Origin of the sequence: Pseudoalteromonas sp. C8 (genome assembly GCF_011378685.1) — a bacterium.
Classification (GTDB): domain Bacteria; phylum Pseudomonadota; class Gammaproteobacteria; order Enterobacterales; family Alteromonadaceae; genus Pseudoalteromonas; species Pseudoalteromonas arctica.
The window spans coordinates 81962-99423 of sequence record NZ_WTKT01000018.1 but is presented as its reverse complement, the minus strand read 5'-3'; the positions used below and the strand labels follow the sequence as shown (position 1 = coordinate 99423).

Below are 17462 nucleotides of genomic sequence, written 5' to 3'. Positions count from 1 at the left end.
CTTAACTGAATGGTGTTAGCTCAATGAGCGGTTTTTTAAAGTAGTTACAAAACCATTACGGCATTGCGTCTAGGTCTGCACCTTCTTTTTCAATTACTTCTGGTATTAAGTCTTCTTTGCTTACGCCCATTGCTATAGCAACAGAGCTCGCAACATAAATCGAAGAATAAGTACCAATAAACACACCAAATAGCAATGCAGTTGCAAAGCCATGAATGGTTTGTCCGCCCCATGCAAACAAAGCAATCAATACTAAAATAGTCGTGATTGATGTTACAAGTGTACGATTAAGTGTTTGCGTAAGTGAAATATCAATAATTTCTACAGTATCGTCAATGCGCACTTTGCGGAAGTTTTCACGTATACGGTCAGATACAACAATTGTATCGTTAAGTGAATAACCTATTACCGCAAGAATTGCCGCTAATATAGTTAAATCAAACTCTAAACCTAATATCGAAAATAAACCCACAGTAATAATAACATCGTGTAGTAGTGCACCTACCGCACCCACAGCAAAGCGCCATTCAAAGCGAAACGCAACGTAGATTAAGATACAAATAAGTGCAGTTAACATGGCAAGGCCACCCTGCTCTTTTAAGTCTTCACCTACACTTGGGCCTACAAACTCAATACGGCGCATTACTACGCTGTCGTCTGCTTTTTTAAGCGCATCAATTACTTGGTTACCAATCACTTCAGCTTTTACATCGCTACCGCGTGGTGCTAAGCGAACTAAAATCTCTTGGCTTGAACCAAATAGCTGCACTGATGCATCAGCAAAACCATTATCAGCTAGTGCATCACGTACTTTTTTAAGATCAGCCGGTTGTGAAAAACCCACTTCTACCGCCGTACCGCCGGTAAAATCTAAACCAAAGTTTAGGCCCTTAACAAAAATTGATGCAAACGACGCTAAAATTAATAACGTCGAAAAACCCATAGCCACTTTTCGAAGAGACATGAAACGAAGGGTTCTACTACCCAAACTTAAAATTTGCATGTCAGCTCCTTAAATCGAAAGTTTATCAATACGTTTACCACCAACAAATAAGTTGATTACCGCACGGGTACCAACGATGGCTGTAAACATTGAAGTTAAAATACCAATCGCAAGTGTTACTGCAAAGCCCGCTATTGGGCCGGTACCTACTGCAAACAGTATAATGGCAGCAATTAGCGTGGTGATGTTGGCATCGAATATAGTGCTAAATGCGCTATCGTAGCCAAAATGAATTGCTTGTTGAGGGCTTCGGCCATCGGCTAGCTCTTCACGGATACGTTCAAAAATAAGTACGTTAGCATCAACCGCCATACCTACCGTTAATACAATACCGGCAATACCAGGTAGCGTAAGTGTAGCGCCTGGAATTAAAGACATAACACCAACAATCAGTACTAAGTTAGCCGCAAGAGCAAGGTTTGCAACCATACCAAAGCCTTTGTAGTACACAAGCATAAACACAAGTACAAACGCAAAACCAAGTGCAACCGCAGTCATACCCGCTTCAATATTTTCTTGACCTAAACTTGGACCTACAGTGCGCTCTTCAACAATTTGAATTGGTGCTACAAGCGCACCTGCACGAAGTAGCAAACTTAAGTTATGTGCTTCAGCTGGGTTATCGATACCTGTAATACGGAACGAGCGATCAAGACGTGCTTGAATTGTTGCTACGTTAATAACTTCTTCAACCTTAATAGGCGGAAGCGCTTTACCGTCTGCATCTTTTTTACCTGATGGCTTATATTCAATAAATACCGTTGCCATACGCTTACCAATAGCACGTTTGGTAAAGGCATTCATTTTTGCCCCACCTTTGCTATCGAGCGTAATACTCACTTGCGGGCGTTGGTATTCATCAGCGCCAGATTGCGCGCCAGTAATATGACTGCCTTCTAGAATAATACGCTTTTTAAGTACAACAGGGTAACCGTCGCGGCTCATGATCATTTCAGTACCCGCTGGGATACGACCTTGAGCAGCAGCGCTGATATCAGCGTTTTCGTCTACTTCGCGAAATTCAAGTGTTGCTGTTGCGCCTAAAATTTCTTTAGCGCGTGCTGTGTCTTGAATACCTGGTAGTTGAACAATAATACGCTCAGCGCCTTGGCGTTGTACGTTAGGTTCTGCAACACCAATTTGGTTGATACGGTTACGAATAATCGTTTCATTTTGCTTGATAGCGTAGTCACGAATTTCTTTGAGTTTTTGCTCACTCATTGTCGCAAAAAATGCTTTATCGTTACTGCTGTCATCAATGTAGACATTTAGCGGGTAGCGAGTTTCTAAGAAGCTCTCTGCTGCGTCTTTATCTGCTTCGGTACGCATTTCTACACGCATACGATCGGAGCCTGCTACGCGGCGAACACTACGGTAACGTAGTTTTTCTTCGCGCAGGTCGCTACGAAAATCTTGTTCCATTTGCTCAAGCTGGTTATCAACCGCTGTTGCCATGTCGATTTCCATGGTGAAATGTACGCCACCACTTAAATCAAGACCTAGCTTCATAGGGTTACCACCAACCGCTTTTAACCAAGCTGGTTGAGCAGGTGCCATATTAATAGCAGAAATGTAATCGTCGCTCAGCGAATCACGCAGTAAGTCATGCGCTTTAAGCTGTTCTTCAACATTTTTTAAACGAACTAAAATTTGCCCATCTTCAAGTATTGTCGATTTAGCGGTTACATTATTTTTTTCAAGGATTGCGTTTACTTTGTCTACAACACTGAGATCGACATCAGCGCCTTTAGCACCTGAAACTTGTATAGCCGGATCACGACCATACAAGTTTGGAGAGGCATATAAAAGGCCAATGGCTACCACAGCTAAAACAAGTAAATACTTCCAAACTGGAAACTTGTTTAACACGGGGTCGTCCTTATTATTTTTATAGCGACTTCATTGTGCCTTTTGGCAATACTGCAGATACTGCAGATTTTTGTACTGTTACTTCTGCCTGCTCGTTTAAAGAGATAACGATGAAATCTTTCTCTTCAGAAATCTTCACAATTTTACCCACTAAACCGCCTTGGGTAAGTACTTCATCGCCTTTAGCCATCATACTCATTAAGCTTTTGTGCTCTTTAACGCGCTTAGCTTGCGGGCGGTAGATTAAAAAGTAAAAAACCAAACCGAAAATAGCTAACATTATTAGCATTTCCCAACCACCGCTTGCCGCAGGTTGACCAGCTGCTGCGTGTGCATTTGAAATAAATAAACTCATGATACTTCCTCTTTAATTTTAAAGTTTAATTTTTTATATCTACTAGCTCTGGCACGTCTTGGCCTCGGCGAGCATAAAAATCTTGTACAAATTCTTCTAATTTACCTTCGCTAATTGCATTACGTAAACCTTCCATAACACGTTGATAGTAACGTAAGTTATGAATTGTGTTTAGTCGCGCACCTAAAATTTCGTTACATTTATCAAGGTGATGCAAATAAGCTCGTGAATAGTTTCCACACGTATGGCAATCACACTCAGGATCAAGTGGCCCTGTGTCTGTTTTATGTACTGCGTTACGTATTTTAACTACACCTGTGGTAATGAATAAATGGCCGTTACGCGCATTACGTGTTGGCATAACACAGTCAAACATATCAATACCACGGCGAACAGACTCAACTAAATCCTCTGGCTTGCCTACACCCATAAGGTAGCGTGGTTTGTCTTCTGGCATTTTAAACGCACAATGATCAAGAATATTCATCATTTCGTTTTTAGGCTCGCCTACTGATAGACCACCTAATGCATAGCCATCAAAGCCAACTTCTTCTAAGCCTGCTTGCGATTGTGCACGTAATTCTGGGTACATACCACCTTGAATAATACCAAACAAAGCAGATGGATTGTCGCCATGCCCTTCTTTTGAACGCTTAGCCCAACGAAGAGATAACTCCATAGAATCTTTAGCTTCTTTTTCAGTTGCTGGGTATGGCGTACACTCGTCAAAAATCATAACGATGTCTGAGCCTAAGTCGCGCTGTACTTCCATCGACTTTTCAGGCGACATCATAATTTCATCACCATTTACTGGAGATTGAAATAACACGCCTTCTTCAGTGATTTTACGCATTGCGCCTAAGCTAAATACTTGGAAACCGCCTGAGTCAGTTAAAATTGGGAAATCCCAATTCATAAAGTCGTGTAAATCACCATGTTGCTTAATGATTTCAGTACCTGGGCGAAGCATTAAATGAAAGGTATTACCTAAACATATTTGCGCACCAGTGGCTTTTACTTCATCTGGCGTCATACCTTTTACAGTACCGTAAGTACCAACAGGCATAAATGCAGGTGTTTCTATTACACCACGGTCAAAAATTAAGCGGCCGCGGCGCGCTTTTCCGTCAGTACAATCTAATTCAAATTTCATATCATCCTCAATGTCGGAAAAACAGTCCAACAAGCTATAATTTAACCGCTCGATTCTACCCTTTTTGCCTCATTAATACTATTAGCTGCGATAAATTCAATCTTGCTTATTACGCTAAACAAAAACCCCAGCAACGAAGCTGGGGTTTTTAATGTTTTTTACTGAGTATTAAATAACAAGCTGTTACTTGCGTGTTAAAAACATCGCATCACCGTAACTAAAAAAGCGGTATTTTTGTTCAATTGCGGTATTGTATGCGCCCATAATATTGTCTTGTCCGCTAAAAGCACTTACTAACATAATGAGTGTTGACTCAGGTAAGTGAAAATTAGTGACCATGGCATCAACAACATTAAATTGGTAACCCGGAAAAATAAATATATCGGTATCACCAAAATACGTATCTAACTTGCCGCCGTGAACTTTAGCTGCCGACTCTAATGAGCGTACTGAAGTTGTGCCAACCGCAATTACACGCCCGCCACTTGCTTTGGTTTGTGCAACGGCAGCAACTACATCATCGGGCACTTCTATGTACTCGGAATGCATTACATGCTCATCAACACTATCCACTCGTACTGGCTGAAAAGTACCGGCGCCAACGTGCAAAGTAACAAAAGCCATGTTTACACCTTTATCTTTTAGTGCCGTCATTAACTTATCGTCAAAATGTAAGCCCGCTGTTGGCGCAGCAACTGCACCTGGCTTTTCTCCATAAACAGTTTGGTAACGCTCGCGATCAGCTTCGGTATCAGGTCGGTCAATATAAGGAGGCAGTGGCATATGACCAATATCATTAAGTATATCTAGCACGTTTTGGCTATGATCAAACTCAAGCTCAAATAATGTATCGTGGCGTGCAACCATTATTGCTTTAGCTTTGCCTTCAAGAATAACTTCGTTACCAACCTTAAGCGACTTGCTCGCGCGTACGTGCGCAAGTACGCGATGTTCATCTAGCACTCGCTCTACAAGCACTTCAACTTTGCCGCCAGAGGCTTTTTGACCAAACATACGTGCTGGAATAACGCGTGTATTGTTAAAGACTAACAAATCGCCTTCGTTTACTAAATCAAGTATGTCGCTAAACACTTTATGTTCTAGAGTTCCGCTTGGGCCATCTAAAGTAAGTAAACGGCTGCTAGTTCTGTCCGCTTTAGGAAAACGAGCTATTAATTCATCAGGTAAGTCAAAGCTAAAGTCAGCCACGCGCATAATTAGTAATCCACATCATTTAAAATCGCGCCAAGTGTATATGTATCGGATATTAAGCTCAAGAAATCAGCCAAACTTATAATATCTTGTTTGCGTGTTTATCATTAAATTTTCTTGTTCTTATGGTTAAATGTCACTATTCTTGTTCGGCTGAATTATTATAAGTTACATTAGGGGTGTTCAACACGTGCCAAACCAGCTTAAATTGCTAATATTAAACGCAAGTAGTGCTGAACGCCGCGCGATTAAAGGCACTTTAGATAGCTTAAATGTATTTACCTTTATTGATGCGCAAGATAGCCAACAAGCTTTAAAGCTTTTAAAACAACACCCTGTTGATATTATAATAACGGGCATTAATGTTGGGAAAATTGACGGCTGGCGCTTTTCGAGGATGATCCGCTCAGGATTATTAAAAACACCGAAAAACACCCCAATTTTACTTATTCCGCCAATTTACTGTGAGCGTATTGCAGAAACAACAGCCCGAAGCTACGGGATAGATGCTGTACTGCCGTTTGAACATAAAGACATGCTCCCTCAAGTACTTGCGAATGTTTTATCTACTCACTTAGAAAAAAGTAGCCGGCTAAACTTATTATTATTAGAGCCACTTCAAAATACGGCCGACAAAATAAGTGAACAGTTAAAGTTAAACTTTGCTATTACTCACGTTACCTCAGCCAAAGCAGCACTAAACGCTTACAACCAACAGCAGTTTTCAATTGTGCTACTCGATGCCACTACATCAAGTGCAGAGAGCTCGAGTGTACTCGTTGAAGAAATCCTACAGCACAATTCTAAACAAGCTATTGTTACAATTATAGAAAGTGATGATGCTGATTACGCTGAGCAGCTTTTGCTGTCTGGTGTTACCGATTTTATTAGAGCCCCATACGACCCTTCATTTTTAAATAAAGTGTGTGACCATGCCGCACGACGTGAAGATTTTATGGTGAGTTATGCTGAGTTTGCTTACAAAGTAGAGCAGCTAAGCGTGAGCGAAGTGCGTTACAAAGAGTTATTTTCGGCTCATCAGCGTATTTTATTGCATTTGAATACGGTTGTTTTAGAGCTTGATCAGCAAGGGCATATTCGTTTTATTAACCCTGCATGGGAGACATTAAGCGGTTTTGGTGTTAAATCATCACTACAAACCCCATTAAGCGCTTATTGTAATAACGAAGATAAAGGAAGACTAAATTATACTATTAATGACATTTTACATGGTGGCGAGCAACAGCAACAAATAGAAGTAAAGCTCACCCATAAAAATGGCAATTTAATCTGGGTCGAATGCAGATTACAGCTAATCAAAAATAGTCGTAATAACGCGACCATAACCGCCACTATCGACAACATACACGAACGTAAACAAGCAGAAATTCAACTACGTCATTTAGCACACCATGACCCATTAACTGGTTTACATAACCGTTATTACTTTGATCAACAGCTTAATAAAATATGCCAAGATAAATACACGTATGATGGCATAGAGCATGCTGTTATTTATATTGACCTCGATCACTTTAAAATAATAAACGACAGCAAAGGTCACCACCAAGGTGACATAGTATTAAAAGAAGTGGCGCAATTATTTAAAACAAATATTGGCGAAGACCATTTGGTGTGCCGAATAGGCGGCGATGAGTTTGCAGTCATACTTACCGATATGAATTTACTGGATGCACACCTTATTGCAGAAGGTGTGTGTAGTGCGATAGAAAAACATGCTTTTAAATCAGAAGATCAGATATACACTATTAGCTGCTCTATTGGTTTAACTCAAATCACGACACAAAATAACGACCCTAATGAGTGTTTAAAACAAGCCGATATTGCTTTGTATATTGCCAAAAATTTAGGGCGTAACTTAGTACATTGCTACTCAAAAGAGGACGCTCAAAACAATACGCTTCAAACTGGGCTTGAATGGGGTCACGAAATTCGACAAGCACTGCAGCAAGATAATATTGAACTGCATTACCAACCTATTTGGGATTTTAAAGAGTGTAAAGTTGCTTATTTTGAAGCGCTCTTACGCTTAAAACTCAAAGGTAAACTTGTGTACCCAAATCAATTTATTCCCTCTTTAGAGATGCTTAACGACACATTTTTGATGGATCAATGCGTTATACGTAATGCCGTTGCTTGTGTGTCTAAGCACCCAGAGTTAAACCAAGTTGCTATTAATTTGTCAGCACAATCATTCTTAGATGAACGCTTATTGCCATTAATTGAATCAAATCTTGAAAAGTATAACGTGCCCCCTTCGCGGATAATTTTTGAAATAACTGAATCAGCAAGTATTAACAACTTAAAAGCGACTCGTAAAATGATTGAGAAGCTTAATAGCTTAGGCTGTCATTTTTCTATTGACGATTTTGGAACTGGCTTTAGTACATTTAACTATTTAAAGCAGCTTCCAGCACAACATGTAAAAATTGATGGCTCATTTGTAAGCGACATGCTTAATGACCCTATAGACTTAGCGTTAGTAAAAGCAATAAATGATATTAGTCGGTCTCTCGATAAGCGCTCTGTAGCTGAGTACGTTGAAAACGAAGAGATATTTTTTGCACTAAAAGAGATAGGTGTTGATTATGGACAAGGCTACTTTATTGCACGCCCAGTACCTGTTGAAAAAGTAAAAGATGAGCTTGAAAAAATTTCAAAAAATAAAACGTTTTACCAACAACAAGCTAGCCCAAAATAAACAAAATTAAACAATTTGTTACTACCAATATTACCTTTCTTGCCTATACTTTCAGTATCAAATAAAAAATGTCGTGCATTTTAATGCATTTCACTTTAAAAACATGACATTACCTTTTCGCGACGTAGTACTGATATTTATAGTGGGTTTCAAAGCTATTTAAGCTTTTAAGGAGAAAGGTATGACACAGCTAGTTATGTTATTACTGATTATACATTTTGCAATCGCGTATCAGTGTTATCGTTACGCAAATATTAAAGGCTACCCAGTTAAGGTTTTTACTGTATTAGGTTGCGTGCCTTACTTTAACTTGGTGGTATGGATTTATTTACTATTTTTACCCGAACTTGAGCCTTTTGAAAGCCATTTTAAAAATCAAAAGCAGCCTTTATAGGCTGCTTTCATTCATTTACTATTCTTATTTAGAAAAATCTAAACTACATTGGCGCTTTAAAAATATCTCAAGCTGTTGACTAAATAACTTAAAGTCGCGGATCCGCCCCGTAGTTTTCCGCCACAATATGCCAATATCTCTATATGCATCGCTTTGTGATGGTGTTGCCACCATATTTTTATTATCTAAAATTCCGGCGTTAATCGCCATTTGTGGTAAAAAAGTCACCCCGAGCTGATGCTCAACCATACTCAATAATGTATGCAAGCTTGCTGCTTCAAATGGGTTAATACAACTAGCACGGTTTAAATGACATGCACTAAGCGCATGGCCTGTCATACAGTGCTCACGCTCGAGTAAGAATACGCTAGCCTCTGGTAATAGATTAAAGTCGACTACGCCCTTTGCAGCGCTGTAGTCCTTATGGTGCACTAAACTAAACTGATCTTTTGCCAATACTTGTGTATGAAATTTATCGGTTTCGTATGGCAGTGCAAGTAGCGCTAAATCAATATGCCCATGCTCAAGTTTATCCAGTAGCTTATCACTCGTATCTTCTATTAATACCAGCTCTAAATCACAAAAGGTTTCTTTACAAAAGTGATACAGAGGAGCCGCTATAAAGCTAGCAATTGTAGGTATAACACCCACCGTTAATTTACCACTCAGTGGTGTTAAAAAGCTTTTAGTGAGCTCTTTTAAACTAATTGTATCGTTAATTATTTTACGAGAGCGCTCAACAACCTCTTCACCAATACTGGTAAACATAAGGCTGCGATTTTCGCGTTCAATAAGCTGGCAACCCAACGTTTCTTCAAGATTTTGAATAGCACTGCTTAAAGTAGATTGCCCAATAAAACAGGCACTGGCAGCTCTGCCAAAGTGCTGATGTTGATGAACAGCTAATAAATACTGTAGCTGTTTGATACTTGGAAGATTGGTCATTTTTTCTTTCCACAAATAAAAAGACCCCAACACCTAGGGCATTGAGATCTTTTCAAGCTAAAAGTCTTTGAGTACTTTTTTGTTAAACCCCAAATGCGGTTCTTAGTACGTAGAAAATAACAATAGCAAGGGCAGCGCCAACTGGCAATGTAATTACCCAAGAAACTACAATGTTTCTGATAACACCCATGTTAAGTGCACCAATTCCACGTGCCATACCTACACCTAATACCGCACCTACTAAGGTTTGAGTAGTAGAGATTGGCATACCAGTACCTGATGCAATAACAACGGTAGAAGCAGCGGCTAGTTCAGCAGCAAAACCACGGCTAGGCGTTAAATGTGTAATGCCTTCACCAATCGTTTTAATTACTTTTTTGCCCAAAATAGCAAGACCCGCAACAATACCAAAACCACCTAGAGGTAGAATCCACCAAGCAATAGCCGCTTTTTTAGCAATTTCACCATTGTTTTCAACAATATTTACAACAGCAGCTAGTGGACCGATTGCATTAGCAACATCGTTAGAACCATGTGCAAAGGCCATACAACATGCTGTTAATACCATAAGAACAGCAAACACTTTTTCAACATTGTTGAATTGCATTTGTTTATCTGCTTTTGGATCGATATTTAAACGAGAAATAGCAATTTTACCAATTATAGCAACGACAACTGCTACAGCTATTGCTAAGGCGTACCCTTCGGCTGCACCTAAATCAACACCAACATGCTTTAAGCCTTTTTTAATTGTAACCAAGGCCATTATAAAACCTGCTAAACCCATATAAAGTGGTACATAGCGTTTAGCATTTTTTAGTGGTGCATCTGTATTAAAAATAAGTTTTTGTGCACTCATAAATATTAAGTATGCAATAAAGCCTGATATGGCGGGCGTTATAATCCAACTACCAACAATACCACCTACTTTATCCCATTGAATCGCCTCAGTACCAACAGCAACTAACGCAAAACCAATGATTGCACCAATGATTGAGTGAGTCGTTGATACTGGCCAACCCAAGAACGAGGCCATTAATAACCAAGCACCCGCTGCAAATAAAGACGAAATCATACCCAGAACCATAAGTTCAGGAATGTCTGCAAATGGTGCGGCATCGATAATTCCTTTACGAATTGTTGATGTAACCTCACCACCTGCTAAGTAAGCGCCTGCAAATTCAAAAATCATCGCTATAAAAATAGCTTGTTTGATTGTTAGCGCTTTTGAACCTACAGATGTGCCCATGGCGTTCGCTACGTCGTTCGCGCCAATACCATAAGCCATAAAAAAGCCGACTGCTGCGGCAATTAAAATTAATACCGTGCCGTAAGATGCAATGATATCCATTGTAAAACCTTAATCTTTCGTGTTTGAACTGATTTTAAATTAACGAGCTAACATCAGCTCAAGACGTGATCCTACGCGCTCTGCAATATCTGCAAGCTCGCCAACCCATTCAATGATTTTGTACAAAAACATAACATCAATTGGATTTAACTCACCCTCTACATCACGTAGCTGGCGGCGTACTTTTATCTGCATTTCGTCCGTGTCTTGTTCTATGGCATCCAATTCAACTAACATTTTTTCTACTAAGGTGACTTCTCGACCTTTAAAACCCGTTTCTAGCAATTCTTCTAACTCGTTAATTGCCTTTGATGCTTGTTTAGTCGCATCTACACAACGTGTTAAATAAGCTAAAAAGTCAGTTTGCATAACTTTTGGAATGGTCATTTCACGACCAATCACTCGCCCAGCTATGTCTTTCGCTTTATTGGCAATTTTATCTTGTTGAGTTACTAATTCGAGAAGATCTGTACGCTCTACCGGCATGAATAAACCACGCGGTAACTGTAAACGTATATCTCTTTTCATATCATCAGCTTCACGTTCTAAATTGCGAATAGTGATGCGAAGCTCTTCTGCCTGTACCCACTCTTCTTTAAATACGTGATTAAAAAAAGGTATCAAAGCTTTACTTGCTTGATGAACCTTCTTGATGTGTTCTTCCATTGGTTTGATAGGAGATTTTGCAAATACTCCTAAAAACGCGTTTGTAGGCATAACTGACCCTTTAATCAAATTGATATGCTTTGCAGCATGAATTTTACAGTATTAACCAAGATTGTGAACGCTTTTTATTACTTCACTAAAGCTTGCAATACACAAAGCGGCACTAAGCCGCTTTAATAGAAATACATGATGGATGAAAAATCATAGTGATTTTTCTATATCTTCTTGAGATGTATGGCGAATATCTTTGCCATTAACAAAATAAATAATGTATTCAGCAATGTTCTGACAGCGATCACCAATACGCTCTAATGAGCGAACAGACCAAACTAAGTCCATGATTTTAGGGATTGAGCGTGGATCTTCCATCATGTAAGTCATTATTTGACGTGTGATAGCTTCATATTCGCGGTCAACTTTTGCATCTTCTTTATGTACTTGAAATGCGCGTTGCACATCCATACGCGCAAATGCATCTAGTACGTCGTGTAGCATTTTTAAAACTTGACGGCCCATATTTTCAATATTTACTAATAAATCTTGCTGATCTTTAGTAAATGAGTCTAGTGCAACTTTAGCAATTCGCTCAGCTTCATCGCCAATACGCTCTAAATCAGCAATTGTTTTTGCAATTGCAATCACTAAACGTAAGTCGCTTGCTGCAGGCTGGCGACGCGCAATAATACGCGTACATTCTTCATCAATGCTTACTTCCATAGCATTCACTTTATAATCGTTCTGACGTACCTTTTGTGCAAGCTCTGCATCGTTACGACTCACCGCATCAAGCGCACTATTTAATTGCTGCTCAACTAAGCCACCCATACTTAATACATGATTACGTACATTTTCTAGTTCTTGGTTAAAACGCCCAGAAATATGTTTATTAATATTATGTTCCATAGTTACCTTCTCTCTTAATCTTGCACAACACGCTACAACGAGCTAATTAACCGTAACGACCGGTAATATAATCTTCGGTCTTTTTCTTCGTTGGTGTAGTAAATAAGGTATTTGTGTCTGAGTACTCAATCAATTCGCCCATATACATAAAGGCTGTTTGATCAGATACACGTGCTGCTTGTTGCATGTTATGTGTAACAATAACAACGGTAAATTGGTTTTTTAAATCGTTTATTAGCTCTTCAATTACCAAAGTAGAAATAGGGTCAAGTGCTGATGTAGGTTCATCTAATAAAAGAACTTCTGGCTCAATTGCAATTGAGCGAGCAATAACTAAACGCTGTTGCTGACCACCCGATAAGCCAAACGCGCTATCGTGTAATCTATCTTTTACTTCATCCCATAAAGCAGCACCACGAAGTGATTGCTCTACCACTTCGTCTAACTTACGCTTCTCTTTAATGCCTTGTAAGCGTAGGCCATAAACCACATTTTCATAAATTGATTTAGGAAATGGGTTAGGACGCTGAAACACCATACCTACATTACGACGAAGTGCTGCTACATCTACGCTCTTATCGTAAATATTTTGACCGTGAAGTAATATTTCACCTTCAATACGACAAATATCAACCAAATCGTTCATGCGGTTAATACAACGTAATAACGTTGATTTACCACAACCTGATGGTCCAATAAACGCAGTTACTTGGCCTTTTGGAATGTTCATATTTACTTTATTAAGCGCTTGCTTATCACCGTAGTAAAGATCGAGATCTTTAATCTCTAGCGCTTTTTGGTCATCCGTTAAATTTTCTAGGTCTAACTTCTGGCCTATATTAGCTTGGTTTACTTTTGGAGCGACTGTAATCATTTTTGTTACCTATAAAATCTTTACTAATTAGTGTTCAAGCGATCTGAATTTTTCACGTAAATGGTTACGTATACCAATGGCCGTTATGTTTAGGGTAATAATCACCGACACCAATAAAAAGGCCGTTGCGTATACCAGCGGGCGTGCCGCTTCAACATTAGGGCTTTGGAAGCCAACATCGTATATATGAAAGCCTAAGTGCATGAACTTTCTATCTAAGTGAAAATACGGGAAGTTGCCATCAAGTGGTAATGTAGGGGCCATTTTTACGACACCTACCAGCATTAACGGTGCAACTTCACCTGCAGCACGCGCAACTGCCAGTATTAAACCTGTCATAATTGCAGGGCTTGCCATTGGAATAATTATGCGCCATAACGTTTCTACTTTTGTTGCGCCAAGCGCTAGTGAACCATCACGTACGGTACTTGGAATACGAGATAAACCTTCTTCAGTCGATACAATAACAACTGGCAGCGTTAGTATAGCGAGCGTTAATGCCGACCACATTACACCTGGCGTACCAAATACTGGCGTTGGCGACGATTCTGGATAAAATAGTTGGTCTAAGCTACCACCTAACATGTATACAAAAAAGCCAAGGCCAAATACACCATATACAATTGAAGGAACACCAGCCAAGTTAATCACCGCGATACGAATCATTTTAGTGATTGCATTTTTAGCGGCGTACTCGTGTAAGTAAATCGCAGCAACAACGCCAAACGGTGTCACTATCACAGCCATCAACATAACCATAAACACAGTACCAAATATAGCAGGGAACACACCGCCCTCTGTATTTGCTTCACGTGGATCATCAGATACAAACTTACCTAGCTGTACAAAATAGTGACCTAGCTTTGCAAAAAAGCCCATATCGTTTGGAAACCAAACATCAAGTACTTGATACATTGGTATCGTTACAACCTCACCGCGCATATCTTTTACAGTTACGTGGTCACGTTTAGCTTGTTTGCGTAGTGCAAATAAATCTTTTTCAAGTACACCATACTGTGCACGTAATTCAGCACGCTCTTGAGCAAGCTCAGCAACACGCTCATCAGTAAGTGCATTATCGAGTAAGTAGCCCTTTTCTTTTAAACGTAAGCGTTCAAGTGCGTAGTTAATATGCCCAATGTCACCATTTTGCAAATCAAGTGCTTCGTCATTTAAGTCCACTGCACGCTCTACAAGCTCATGTAGCGCTTCAATCTTATCGCCTTCGACTGGTTTACCATCTTTAATTACACTTTCAACATAACCATAAAAATTACCGTTTTTACTACGCTCAAATACAGCAAGCGCCGCTGGTGCTGTTTTATTTTTTATGTCGGTTTCTAATATCCAACGAAAATCTAAATCTACATATTCGCGGTTACCTGTTTTAATAAGCAAGCGCTCTATTTCTTCTTTTTCAAATTCGCTAACATCAATACCTGTCGCGGCTAAACGCGTTTTTGGTACTAATTCACGGTCGTAAACTTCGCCAATCACGGTTTGCTTTGCAATCGACCCTTCAAGTTCAAATTGCACAACTTCCGAAGGCCAAAAAAAACTTAATCCCTTCCAGGCTATCATTGCTAATAAGCCTAAAACTGAAATCAAACTGATGCTCACTGCACCACCGGTCATCCAAATCCAAGGAGAACCAGACTTAAACCACTGCTTTACCATGTCATGTCTCTCCGCTTACATCGAGCTGTATTTTTCACGCAGTTGCTGGCGAACAAACTCAGCTACTGTGTTAAAAATGAATGTGAATATGAATAGTACAAAGGCCGCTAAGAACAGTATTCTATAATGTGAACTACCTACTTCAGACTCTGGCATTTCAACTGCAATATTTGCCGCAAGCGTTCGCATACCTTGGAAAATGCTCCAATCCATAATAGGTGTATTACCCGTGGCCATAAGTACAATCATGGTTTCGCCAACTGCTCGGCCAAGTCCCATCATTACCGCTGAGAAAATACCTGGGCTTGCTGTTAGTAATACAACACGTATTAGTGTTTGCCACTGCGTTGCACCTAATGCTAATGAGCCGTTTGATAAATGCTTTGGAACACTAAATACAGCATCTTCTGCAATTGAGAATATGGTAGGAATAACCGCAAAACCCATCGCAATACCTACAACAAGTGAGTTACGTTGATCGAATGTCATACCCAGCTCATTTGTTAAGTACTGACGTACATTGCCGTCAAACATCCAAAGTTCAACAAATTCGCTCATAGCAAACGAAAACCAACCAATAAGTAAAACGACCGGAATAAGGATGATTGAATGCGAACCATCAGGAATTCTATGGCGTATTTTTGTTGGTAATTTAGTCCAGGCTAAACCTGTCGCTAACATACCTAAAGGTAATAATATGAGTAACCCAACAATGGCAGGTAAGTGCTCTTCTATTAATGGGGCTAACCAAAGACCCGCTAAAAAACCTAAAATAACGGTTGGTAATGCTTCCATTATTTCAACGGTAGGCTTAACCACTTTACGTAATTTGCTCGACATAAAGTATGCCGTGTAAATAGCCGCCGAAAGCGCGATTGGTACGGCAAACAACATCGCATAAAGTGCTGCTTTTAATGTACCGAACGAAATTGGCACAAGTGAAAACTTAGATTCAAAGTCGTCACTGGCTGATGTTGACTGCCAAATATAACCTGGCTCTGGGTAACCTTCGTACCACACTTCTTGCCAAAGTGCTGACCAAGTAACTTCTGGGTGCTCGTTATGAATGTCTAATACTGTTAGCTTATTATCCGCTAAAATTAACGCAGCATTTGAACGTGGTGCAATTGCAAAGTTCTCTATTGCGCCTTCACTTACTTTCCCCTGCCATAATTTTGCTTCACTCGTTGTGTAATAAACACCTAGCTCACCATTATTGCCAGTAGTAAAAAAAGTACGACGGTAAAACTCAGTAAATATATTTAATTTACTTTGCTTAGTTGTTTCAAATGAGCGAATTTTTTGATATTCACGGCCTGTGTCAGTGTTTACTTCAAACCACTGCGAAATCTCGCCGTTATCATTAGCAAGCATGAGTGAGTTTGCGCCCGCTAGCAGTTGTGCAGATACAATATTTGCATTTTCTTCGTTAGCCGAAAGCAACTGAATTTGCTCTACATCACTTGGGTCACGCGTATCGTATACATACACTTGATTAGCAGAACGTACAAAAGTACGTGTTGTATCAGGCGACATTAATAACTCGTCTACACGTCCATCAACATCAAGTTCTGTGCGCTCAACAACCCACTCTACTTCACCGGTAAACATATTCTCTTCAGCAATAAAGCTGCTAAATAATACACGCTTATCTTCTGTAAGAGCTACAACCGCTGTTTTGTCTTCATAGTGACTAAATGCAAAGCGTTTAATAGCTGCACCTTGTTCATCTACTTCTAAAGCCATTTCCCCTAGAGGAAAACCTAAGCGAGGTGTTAATTTACGCTCGTTGTTTGGAAAGGTAACTAAAAATTTAGGTGCAACAACCATTACGGTGCCATCTTCTAAACCAAACGCATAATGCCCTTGAAAAGGCGCGCTTGTTGCAAAGCTTGTTGCATCACTTGGTAAATCTGCATTAAGTGTTTTGAGTTTTTTACCAAAACTACCTGACTCAACACTGTAAAAATCAACCTGACCTTGCTGACTTAGTAAATAAGCAACTTCAGTTTGCTCTTCTACACCTAAGCCTACTATTTGCTGTGAATTAGCAACATGAAAGCTATCGCGTTTTTCTACTTTTGCTGATTCAAAAATTGGCTGTACTACATAAAGAAGGTAAAAGAATATTAATAGCAGCGCTACCAATACCATTATCCCACCTGCGGTTATCCCAAATTTAGCAAACCGATCTTTAAATAGACGGCTTCGATCCGTATTAAAAGTCGGCTTATTCGGATTTGAAGTCATCAAAACACCCTTAAATCTTAACGTTGCATAAATTATATTTCATCAAGATGACAGTATTGTTACAACGGTAACAATAAGCACTTTAAAA

Annotated in this window: 14 protein-coding genes; 2 read left to right on the top strand and 12 right to left on the bottom strand. The window is 39.6% G+C overall.

From position 1 onward, the window contains the following. Window positions 1-55 precede the first annotated feature (55 nt). The 5 genes from secF to queA form a co-directional block, all read right to left on the bottom strand. Window positions 56-1003, bottom strand: coding sequence for a protein translocase subunit SecF (gene secF / locus GQR39_RS16175; RefSeq protein WP_024590595.1), 948 nt, complete (start codon window positions 1001-1003; stop codon window positions 56-58). Between the two features lie 9 nt (window positions 1004-1012). Further along, window positions 1013-2872: a protein translocase subunit SecD gene (gene secD, locus GQR39_RS16170; protein ID WP_010554381.1), complete on the bottom strand. Its 1860-nt coding sequence runs from the start codon at window positions 2870-2872 to the stop codon at window positions 1013-1015. 19 nt (window positions 2873-2891) lie between these two features. Continuing rightward, entirely contained in the window at window positions 2892-3227 is a 336-nt protein-coding gene (yajC, locus tag GQR39_RS16165) for a preprotein translocase subunit YajC (RefSeq protein ID WP_007586472.1), read from the bottom strand. Window positions 3228-3252: 25 nt separating this feature from the next. Beyond that, entirely contained in the window at window positions 3253-4380 is a 1128-nt protein-coding gene (gene tgt, locus GQR39_RS16160; RefSeq protein WP_165736128.1) for a tRNA guanosine(34) transglycosylase Tgt, read from the bottom strand. A 183-nt stretch (window positions 4381-4563) separates the two neighbouring features. Beyond that, window positions 4564-5595 carry a tRNA preQ1(34) S-adenosylmethionine ribosyltransferase-isomerase QueA gene (gene queA, locus GQR39_RS16155; RefSeq protein ID WP_010554380.1) on the bottom strand — a complete coding sequence of 344 codons (1032 nt, stop codon included), beginning with the start codon at window positions 5593-5595 and terminating at the stop codon, window positions 4564-4566. Window positions 5596-5782: 187 nt separating this feature from the next. Here queA and GQR39_RS16150 point away from each other — a divergent pair, with 187 nt between their 5' ends. Together GQR39_RS16150 and GQR39_RS16145 are read left to right on the top strand one after the other, a co-directional pair. Then, window positions 5783-8314, top strand: coding sequence for a GGDEF domain-containing protein (locus tag GQR39_RS16150; RefSeq protein WP_165722424.1), 2532 nt, complete (start codon window positions 5783-5785; stop codon window positions 8312-8314). A 181-nt stretch (window positions 8315-8495) separates the two neighbouring features. Then, window positions 8496-8708, top strand: a complete 213-nt coding sequence (locus GQR39_RS16145) for a hypothetical protein (protein ID WP_121953757.1) — start codon at window positions 8496-8498, stop codon at window positions 8706-8708. A 24-nt stretch (window positions 8709-8732) separates the two neighbouring features. Here the strand turns inward: GQR39_RS16145 and GQR39_RS16140 are convergent, their stop codons facing one another. The 7 genes from GQR39_RS16140 to GQR39_RS16110 all read right to left on the bottom strand — a co-directional run bounded on the left by GQR39_RS16140 (window position 8733) and on the right by GQR39_RS16110 (window position 17374). Then, window positions 8733-9653: a hydrogen peroxide-inducible genes activator gene (locus GQR39_RS16140; RefSeq protein WP_007586467.1), complete on the bottom strand. Its 921-nt coding sequence runs from the start codon at window positions 9651-9653 to the stop codon at window positions 8733-8735. A gap of 82 nt (window positions 9654-9735) precedes the next feature. Continuing rightward, window positions 9736-11004, bottom strand: coding sequence for an inorganic phosphate transporter (locus GQR39_RS16135; RefSeq protein ID WP_007586466.1), 1269 nt, complete (start codon window positions 11002-11004; stop codon window positions 9736-9738). Window positions 11005-11043: 39 nt separating this feature from the next. Beyond that, entirely contained in the window at window positions 11044-11721 is a 678-nt protein-coding gene (locus GQR39_RS16130) for a TIGR00153 family protein (RefSeq protein WP_024600191.1), read from the bottom strand. A 150-nt stretch (window positions 11722-11871) separates the two neighbouring features. Beyond that, window positions 11872-12573 (bottom strand): phosphate signaling complex protein PhoU, encoded by a 702-nt coding sequence (phoU, locus tag GQR39_RS16125; RefSeq protein ID WP_007586465.1) that lies wholly within the window; start codon window positions 12571-12573, stop codon window positions 11872-11874. A 46-nt stretch (window positions 12574-12619) separates the two neighbouring features. Further along, window positions 12620-13447, bottom strand: a complete 828-nt coding sequence (gene pstB / locus GQR39_RS16120; RefSeq protein WP_007586464.1) for a phosphate ABC transporter ATP-binding protein PstB — start codon at window positions 13445-13447, stop codon at window positions 12620-12622. A 27-nt stretch (window positions 13448-13474) separates the two neighbouring features. Then, on the bottom strand, window positions 13475-15124 hold the full coding sequence (gene pstA, locus GQR39_RS16115; protein ID WP_024600192.1) for a phosphate ABC transporter permease PstA: 1650 nt from the start codon (window positions 15122-15124) through the stop codon (window positions 13475-13477). Window positions 15125-15139: 15 nt separating this feature from the next. Further along, complete coding sequence (locus tag GQR39_RS16110; protein WP_165736127.1) at window positions 15140-17374, bottom strand: ABC transporter permease subunit; 2235 nt, start codon at window positions 17372-17374, stop codon at window positions 15140-15142. Between the last annotated feature and the right edge of the window lie 88 nt (window positions 17375-17462).